We start from the raw sequence: 309 nt of genomic DNA on the forward strand, positions 1-309 counted from the left end.
ATTTCGCATTGAGCGGGATTTTGGCCCCTGCCCTCTGCAAACTTGTGATGTTCCGGATGCGGTCCAACGAACCCATGCGAGCCTCGACCCATACGGGGAGACAAGGAATGGTGGAGCTGGACGGGATCGAACCGACGACCTGATGCTTGCAAAGCAACTGCTCTCCCAGCTGAGCTACAGCCCCAAACGATTGGGATCGGAGCGCCAGTAAGAACGAAGCGACGCTTCGCAAGGCCGACCGGCCGTCCGCGCCGATGCGCGGAGCCAAAGTCGACGGAGGTCGACGCCGGCGCCTGAGGCAACCAACGA

At 61.5% G+C, this 309-nt stretch carries 1 tRNA gene; it reads right to left on the bottom strand.

Features of this window, described 5'->3' with window-relative positions:
• Positions 1 to 108: 108 nt before the first annotated feature.
• Positions 109 to 184 (bottom strand) — tRNA-Ala (locus IPV08_RS24355).
• Between the last annotated feature and the right edge of the window lie 125 nt (positions 185 to 309).

It is taken from the genome of Methylobacterium sp. SD274 (assembly GCF_017355285.1).
Classification (GTDB): domain Bacteria; phylum Pseudomonadota; class Alphaproteobacteria; order Rhizobiales; family Beijerinckiaceae; genus Methylobacterium.